Origin of the sequence: Dietzia sp. IN118 (genome assembly GCF_032905965.1) — a bacterium.
Lineage (GTDB): Bacteria > Actinomycetota > Actinomycetes > Mycobacteriales > Mycobacteriaceae > Dietzia > Dietzia kunjamensis.
Window position 1 is genome coordinate 1 of sequence record NZ_JAUMSR010000030.1, and the last position, 671, is coordinate 671.

Sequence of the window (671 nt, forward strand, 5' to 3'; positions counted from 1 at the left end):
CAATGCCAAGATTCGCCAGTTCATCACGGGCTGGAACGACCGCAAACACCCGTTCGTCTGGACTAAAACTCCCGAACAGATCCTCGCGAAAGCGAACCCTAAACCAACTTCAGAAACGCGACACTAGCGACGGGTATTGCTACATTTAGCGGTATGGGCCACGCTTTCGGGTACGCGCGGGTGTCGACTGGCGATCAAGACGCCCGACTGCAGCACGATGCTCTGGAGGCTGCCGGCTGCTACAAGGTCTTCACCGACACCGCCCCCGGGGCCTTGGCCTCGCGCCCGGAGTTGGGAAAGCTTCTCGATCAACTTCGCCCGGGCGACACGCTCGTGGTCTGGCGACTGGATCGGCTGGGCCGATCGATTCGGCATCTGATCGATCAGCTGACCGAGTTGCAAGAGCGCGGAATCGAGTTTCGCTCCCTGCAGGAAAACATCGACACCGGGTCCTCGGGCGGGCGGCTGGTGTTTCACATCTTCGCCTCACTGGCGGAGTTCGAACGAGACCTCATCTCCGAACGCACCCACGCCGGCCTTGAAGTGACCTGCCGCGTCGATTTCGGACAGCGGAGTTGATGGTTTCTCTACGCTGCCGTTGCCGGCTGGAGGTCAGCGTAGTGCACCTCGTTCGGGCGCTTGTAGCCGAGCGCTGAATGGCGCCGTCGGGT

Annotated in this window: 1 pseudogene; it reads left to right on the forward strand. The window is 61.4% G+C overall.

The features are described from left to right. Positions 1-153: 153 nt before the first annotated feature. Positions 154-540: pseudogene (locus Q2K20_RS18140) on the forward strand (recombinase family protein); the annotation flags it as partial. Between the last annotated feature and the right edge of the window lie 131 nt (positions 541-671).